General features: G+C 66.1%; 6 protein-coding genes. 3 read left to right on the top strand and 3 right to left on the bottom strand.

Translation table 11 applies throughout. The features are described from left to right. Positions 1-133: 133 nt before the first annotated feature. A complete protein-coding gene (locus ABI213_RS04600; protein ID WP_348026245.1) occupies positions 134-676 on the bottom strand; it encodes a DinB family protein in 543 nt (180 codons plus the stop codon). A 40-nt stretch (positions 677-716) separates the two neighbouring features. Between ABI213_RS04600 and ABI213_RS04595 the strand changes: the two genes are divergently transcribed. From ABI213_RS04595 to ABI213_RS04585, 3 genes are read left to right on the top strand one after another with little or no spacing between them, the layout of a single operon-like run. Further along, on the top strand, positions 717-1,655 hold the full coding sequence (locus ABI213_RS04595; RefSeq protein WP_348008980.1) for a TIGR01777 family oxidoreductase: 939 nt from the start codon (positions 717-719) through the stop codon (positions 1,653-1,655). A 6-nt stretch (positions 1,656-1,661) separates the two neighbouring features. Next, complete coding sequence (locus ABI213_RS04590; RefSeq protein ID WP_348026243.1) at positions 1,662-2,333, top strand: nucleoside triphosphate hydrolase; 672 nt, start codon at positions 1,662-1,664, stop codon at positions 2,331-2,333. Between the two features lie 8 nt (positions 2,334-2,341). After that, a complete protein-coding gene (locus tag ABI213_RS04585) occupies positions 2,342-3,256 on the top strand; it encodes a diguanylate cyclase (protein WP_348026241.1) in 915 nt (304 codons plus the stop codon). A gap of 73 nt (positions 3,257-3,329) precedes the next feature. Here the strand turns inward: ABI213_RS04585 and ABI213_RS04580 are convergent, their stop codons facing one another. Continuing rightward, a complete protein-coding gene (locus ABI213_RS04580) occupies positions 3,330-3,983 on the bottom strand; it encodes a PEP-CTERM sorting domain-containing protein (RefSeq protein ID WP_348026239.1) in 654 nt (217 codons plus the stop codon). Positions 3,984-4,018: 35 nt separating this feature from the next. Then, positions 4,019-5,828, bottom strand: a 1,810-nt coding sequence (locus tag ABI213_RS04575; protein ID WP_348026237.1) for a phospholipase C, phosphocholine-specific, incomplete at its 5' end; no start/stop codon positions are given.

Here is a 5,828-nt window from a genome sequence, read left to right as displayed (position 1 = left end):
CAATGTAGCCTTGAAAATCCCAGTCTTTACATTTCGTTCATACAAATGAATGAGGTTCCAGCGCAGCAACCGCCTGGGTCTTCTGCTTCAAAAACAGAACGGTGGCTGCAAGGAATCAGCCTGGCGTTGCGCGCTAAACCAGGCTGATCAGGTCGGTGTTACCCACGTCCACGCCTTGCTGCGACAGCAAGGTGGTGACCTGGCCGCGGTGGTGGGTCTGGTGGTTGAAGAAGTGCGTCAGCGCCTGCCACAGCGGGTGTTGGCGCTGTGTGCCAGCGGTGTTGCTGTAGCGCATGGTCCAGCCCGCCATGTCGGGTGGCGCGTCGGCCAGCCAGGTTTCGATGGCGCTGTCCAGCGCTTCGCGGTGGGCGCGCAGGGCGGTCCAGTCGGCGTGCAGGGGCTGGTTCAGCGGGTGCTGGGGCGGCATGCGGATGGCATCGGTCAACACCGGCCAAGGGGCACCGTGCGCGGTGCCGCAATCTACAAAGCGCCGTAGCCAGACCTGGTCGGCCACCAGCAGGTGGTTCAGTGTGCGGTGGATGGAGCCAAAGAACGCGCCGTTGTCTTGCTGGCGGGCGGCATCGCCGAGCCCGTCGCAGGCGGCGTACAAACGCAGGTTGAACCAGTGGTTATAGCGGGCGAGAAAGCGGTAGTTGTCAGAGAATGGAGTTTCCATAACGGCTATCGTGCCATGGAATTTTCAACCTGAGCAGCCTATGGCCTCCCACCACATTCTTGTTACCGGCGGCACCGGTTTTATCGGCCAGGCGCTGTGCCGCATGCTGCTGGCGCAAGGCCACAGCCTCACGCTGTGGGTGCGCAATCTGGACAAGGGCCGCAAGATATACGGCCAGACGTACGGTGACAGGCTGCGCTGCATCACCCACCTGGCAGAGCTGCAAGATACCCCGGTGGACGCGATTTTGAACTTCTCGGGCGAGCCGGTGCTGGGTCCGCGCTGGTCGCCCGCGCGCCAACTGGTGCTGCACGCCAGCCGCAGTGGGGTCACGCAGGCGCTGGTGGAATGGGTGGCGCAGGCCGCGCACAAACCGCGCTGGTTGTTGTCGGCCTCGGCCATTGGTTTTTATGGCGTGCAGGCGGTGGACGACCCGGGCGCGCTGGGAGAGGGCGCACCGCCGCAGCCGATTTTTATGTCCGAGCTGTGTCAGCGCTGGGAACACACGGCCCAGGGCATGGCCGCCCATGGCGTGGCCGTGACCATTGTGCGGCTGGGCGTGGTACTGGGCCAGCAGGGCGCGCTGCCGCAGATGCTGCAGCCGTTTCGCTTTGGCGTGGGTACGCAGATGGGTTCGGGCGACCAGGTGCTGAGCTGGGTGCATCTGGACGACCTGCTGGCCGCCGTGGCCTTTTTGCTGGCCAAGCTCGACGGCGCGCCGCCGGTCGGGGCCTACAACCTCACCGCGCCGTACCCCATTACCCAACGGGAATTCACCCGCACCGCCTGCAAAGTGCTGCACCGACCGCTGGCCGTGCCGGTGCCCGCGGTGGTGCTGAAGCTGCTGCTGGGCGAACAGGCGACGCTGCTTACCGACGGCCAGCGCGTGGTGCCCCAGCGCCTACTGGCCGAGGGCTTTCGCTTCCGGTTCGACACCTTTGAAGCCGCGCTGCGCGACCTGGAAGAGCAGCGAAAATAGGCGGCTATGAGCCCACCGCCCACCATCACCCAACCCGCCGCCGAGCTCCTCGCCTTATTGCAGGCCCACCCCACGCGCCGCACCATCGTGGGCATCGTCGGCTTGCCGGGCTCTGGCAAGAGCACCATCGCGGCCCAGCTCGCCGCCGAGGTCAACGCCCTGGCCGGACCGGGCACGGTGCAGGCGCTGGGCATGGACGGCTTCCACCTGAGCCGCGCGGCCCTGGCGCAGATGCCCGACCCCGCAGCCGCCCTGGCCCGGCGCGGTTCGCCCTGGACCTTTGACCCTGCCGGGCTGGCCGCCCGCATCATCGCGCTGCGGAATGCACCGCTAGAAGCCGGTGCCGCGCCGGTGCTGTGGCCCGCGTTTGACCACGGCGTGGGCGACCCGCAGGAAGATGCTGTGGCCGTCGGCCCGGCCACCCGGCTGGTGCTGGTCGAAGGCCTGTACCTGCTGCACTGCAACCACGGCTGGAACCTGGACGGCCTGCTGGATACCTGCTGGTACCTGGACGTGCCCATGGAGGTGGCCATGCAGCGCCTGGTGGCCCGCCACCAGGCTGCCTGGGGCTTTACCGTGGCGCAGGCCGAGGCCCGGCTGGCCCTGAACGACCGGCTGAATGCCGACACCGTCGCCTTGACGCGAGGCCGCGCCGACGGTTTGTTGCCGAACGGATGATGGTTGGCATGGTTTTCACCACCGACCCGATCGCCCTGCAACTGCTGGCATCGCAGCAAGACACGCCGCTGCTGGTCTCGCTGTTTGATGCCCATGACCAGCTCCAGTTTGCCAATGCGGCGTTTCGGCAAAGCTACGGTTTAGGCCCCGACGAACAACCCACCTGGGCCGAGATGCTGCTGCGCAACCATGCCGAGGGCGTGGGGGCGCTGATTGAAACCACCGACATCGCCAGCTGGCTGGTGTCGGCCCGGTCGCGGCGCGGCAAGCTGCCCTTTCGGGCATTCGAGGCCGACCTGTGCGATGGCCGCTGGGTCTGGATGACCGAAACCCTGCGCGCCGACGGCTGGATGCTGTGTGTGGCCAGCGACATCACCGAGCTGCGCTCCAGCGAACGGGTGCTGCGCCAGGCCCGCGACGTGGCTGTGCGGGCGGCGCAGACCGATGTGCTCACGGGCATCAGCAACCGGGCGCACATTCTGCAGCTGCTGGAGCAGTCCATCGCGCAGATGGACCTGGACGGCACGCCGTGCGGTGTGGCGCTGGTCGATCTGGACCACTTCAAGCGTGTCAACGACACCTATGGCCACTCGGCGGGCGATGCCGTGCTGAAGCATTTTGCGCACACCGTGCACGAAGTCTTGCGCCGTGACGACGGCCTGGGCCGGGTGGGCGGAGAGGAGTTTTTGGTCCTGTTCCCCGGCATGGTCGCCACCGGGCTGGAGAACATCGTCACGCGCATTCTGGATGCCGTGCGCAGCGCGCAGCCCCTGCCCGACCATCCGCAGTTTGCCTACACCTGCTCAGCCGGTATGGGCACTTTGAAGCCGAACGAGAGCCTGCGCAGCGTGTACAACCGGCTCGACGAGGCGCTGTACGCCGCGAAAGCGGCTGGGCGCGACGGCTGCGTGTGGGCTAGTTAAAAGCAGATTGCTCTGCTTTTAATAGCTGCCAGCGCAGGTGGATATTGCGCCAAAGTCTTATTTCTTCTGTTTTTTAACGCTGGCTTGCGCCACGGCGGCGTACAAACACCACAGCCACCAGGCCCAGGCTCACCAAGGCCAGCGATCCGGGTTCTGGCACTTCCACGGCCATCTGGTAGGGGCCGAATCCGTCCAGCGCCGCGCTGGCATTGGGGCTCACGCCAAAGGCTGCGCTGTACGACGATTCGCCCGCCACGCCGGTGCCCGACAGGTCGGACGTGAACGACCACTGGATGGCGTTCAGGTCGGCGGCCAGGATTTGCACCCAGTACGTGGTGTTGGCGGCCAGGTCGTAGGCCGCGGTGGGCGCAAAGCTGTAGCTTTGGAATCCGCTGGAGGCAATGTCCGCGCTAGACAGGCTGCCCAGCGACAACAGCGTGTTGCCGGGGGCTGCACCGTTGCTGCTCAGCAGGTTGACCTGCACGTTGCCCAGCACATCGGGGCCCAGGTTCATCAGCAGGGCCTGCACGCCGCGCAAGGTGCCGCCATCGGCTCCGGTGGTGAACGAATTGGCCAGCGGGCCATAGCTGTACACCGGGTCGGAGCCGCTGGCGGTGGCACCCAGGTTGTTGTAGACCAGCCCGGCGTGGGCGGCGGGCAAGGCGACGGCCAACAAGGAGGTGAAAGCAAGGCACAGGCTGGCCTGGCGCAGTAGTTTGGAAAGCATGGGGATTCCTAGGTTGAATGGTGGGGGTGCAGGGTTTACAGCAGCGGGTCGCTCACGCCGTGCTTGCCGGTTTCCACGTGGCCTGCGCACTGGCCAAAAAAGCTGGCATCGGTGCTGGCGGTGACCAGCAGGTCGTACCAGCGCGCGCTGGTTTGCAGCGTCCAGTCCGAGCGGAAGCTGGCACCGGGGGCGACGGTTTGGTGCGAGGCGTTGTTCATGTACTGGTCGGTCACGGTCACGGTGGTGGGCGTGGTGCCCACGTTGGTCACCACCAGCGAGATGCCGCCGCTGACGGTGTCGTACAGGGTTTGGACGTTGAGTTTGGCGGCTGCAGTGCCCAGGCTGCCTGCAAACTTGCGCAGAAAGCCATTCGGCCCGTACACCGCCACATCGTAGGCGCTAGACCCGGCAGGCGGGGTCCAGGTGTCCGACAGCGATTTGCCTGCCTCCACCGTGTAGCCCCAGGGGCCGGTCGATCCACCGGCCAGCGCGCCATTGGCGGTGCGCACATGGAACCACGCGCCCACCGACCCGGCGTTGCTGAAAGTGATGCCCATGCTTTGGTTGACCGCGTTGACCACGCTGGTGGCCTGCAGCTGGTAGGGCAGGGCGCGGGCCAGGCGGGCACCGGGTTCTTGCACCGGCATGGTCTGGTTGGCCGGTGGCGTGACGGCCAGGTTGGGGTAGGTCTTGCCGCTGGTGACGTCCGCCGCGGGCGGTACGTAGGCGGTGGTGCTGGGCAGGCGCGAGGCGGTGGCGCTGGCAATCGAGAAGTCCAGCGTCGAGCTCAGGTCGCCGCAGACGGTACGCCGCCACGGGGTGATGTTGGGCTCGGTCACGCCAAAGCGCTTTTCGATGAACTGGATGATGGAGGTGTGGTCGAACACTTGGGAGTTGACCCAGCCGCCCTTGCTCCATGGCGATACCACCAGCATCGGCACGCGTGCGCCCAGGCCGTAGGGGCCGGTGGGGTAGGTGGAGGTGCCGTTGCCGGGGTAGATTTCATTGGCGGTGCTGACGGTGGACTTGCCCTGCGCGGCCGTCATCGGCGGGGTGGGTGGCACCACATGGTCAAAGAAGCCGTCGTTCTCGTCGTAGCAAATGATCAGCACGGTGCTGGCCCAGACGGCCGGGTTGGCGGTCAGCGCGGCCAGCACATTGTTGACGTACCAGGCGCCGTAGTTGGTCGGCCAGTTCGGGTGCTCGGTATAGGCCTCGGGCGCGGCGATCCACGACACCTGGGGCAGCGTGTTGTTCATCACGTCGCTGCGCAGCTGGTCGAACAGGGCACCGTTGTTGAACGCGCCGTTGTTGTAGATGTTGGTGCCCACGCGGGCCCGGTCGTACAGCGGCTCGCCGGGCACGGCGTTTTGGTACTGCTTGAAGTACAGCAGCGAGTTGTCGCCGTAGTTGCCGATGTAGGGCTGGCCGGTCCAGCCCCAGTAGCCGGCGGCGGTCAGGCCCACACCGATGTCCTGGTAGATCTTCCAGCTCACCCCGGCGCTTTGTAGCCGCTCGGGGTAGGTGCGCCAGTTGTAGCCGGCTTCGGCATTCGTCACCACTGGGCCGTAAGGTGCGGCGCCGTTGCCGTTGCCGTTGCCGCCCAGGGTGACGTTGCCTGGCGTGCTGCCGGTGGCGTTTCCGTCCGGTGTGGATGTGCCATTCTGGCCAGACCAGCCGCTCCACAGGTAGTAGCGGTTCGGGTCGGTCGAAGCCATGATCGAGCAGTGGTACGCGTCGCAGATGGTGAAGGCATCGGCCAACGCGTAGTAGAACGGGATGTCGGCGCGTTGCAGGTAGGCCATGGTGCTCTTGCCCTTGGCCGGCACCCAGCGGTCGTTGTGG

This window comes from Rhodoferax sp., assembly GCF_039922535.1.
GTDB lineage: Bacteria > Pseudomonadota > Gammaproteobacteria > Burkholderiales > Burkholderiaceae_C > Rhodoferax_B.
Note: the sequence above shows the minus strand (reverse complement) of the source record. Positions and strands in the feature narration are given on the sequence as shown.

Bases quoted from the DNA above. Each gene is read 5' to 3' on its own strand.
- ABI213_RS04595 (WP_348008980.1), top strand. From the start codon at position 717: ATGGCCTCCCACCACATTCTTGTTACCGGCGGCACCGGTTTTATCGGC.
- ABI213_RS04580 (WP_348026239.1), bottom strand. From the start codon at position 3,983: ATGCTTTCCAAACTACTGCGCCAGGCCAGCCTGTGCCTTGCTTTCACC.
- ABI213_RS04585 (WP_348026241.1), top strand. From the start codon at position 2,342: ATGGTTTTCACCACCGACCCGATCGCCCTGCAACTGCTGGCATCGCAG.
- ABI213_RS04600 (WP_348026245.1), bottom strand. From the start codon at position 676: ATGGAAACTCCATTCTCTGACAACTACCGCTTTCTCGCCCGCTATAAC.
- ABI213_RS04590 (WP_348026243.1), top strand. From the start codon at position 1,662: ATGAGCCCACCGCCCACCATCACCCAACCCGCCGCCGAGCTCCTCGCC.